The organism is Gammaproteobacteria bacterium CG11_big_fil_rev_8_21_14_0_20_46_22 (assembly GCA_002796245.1).
Taxonomy (GTDB): domain Bacteria; phylum Pseudomonadota; class Gammaproteobacteria; order UBA12402; family UBA12402; genus 1-14-0-20-46-22.
Genome location: PCWT01000022.1, coordinates 1 through 408 on the forward strand (window position 1 = coordinate 1; position 408 = coordinate 408).

A 408-nucleotide genomic window follows, 5' to 3' on the forward strand; every position below is an offset into this window, starting at 1 on the left:
CTGAGAGTGAAATCCAGTTTTCCGTCTCCGACCAGATGCGCCAATACGCGATTCGCTTGAGCTAGCGACAGGGACTCATCTTCAAAGTTTGCCTGGCTCACTAAATCCTGTGGGAGTAAACTAAAAAAATGCGGCTTCATTGTTAAAGATTAATCAGGTGAGGACTTAAGGCAATGGCTTTTAAGATCAGCTTTTCGGCACCTAATCCGAAGGCAAACCAGTAAGGGAAAAAGTCCCAACGAATGAGCCCATGTAAATGATAATCCGACTCTGTGTAATCCCAGGGGATTTTGCCTATGATGAGTTTGATCAAAAAACCACCCACATATTCAACGACCCAAACCCCCAGGGCATAAAAAATTCCTCTGATGATCCAGGGCCAACCCAATATATGCGGGAGGATGGGTT

General features: G+C 45.3%; 1 protein-coding gene. It reads right to left on the reverse strand.

Features of this window, described 5'->3' with window-relative positions; all coding sequences use genetic code 11:
• Nucleotides 1-142 precede the first annotated feature (142 nt).
• On the reverse strand, nucleotides 143-408 hold a 266-nt coding region (locus COV52_02220), incomplete at its 5' end, for a hypothetical protein (GenBank protein ID PIR11748.1).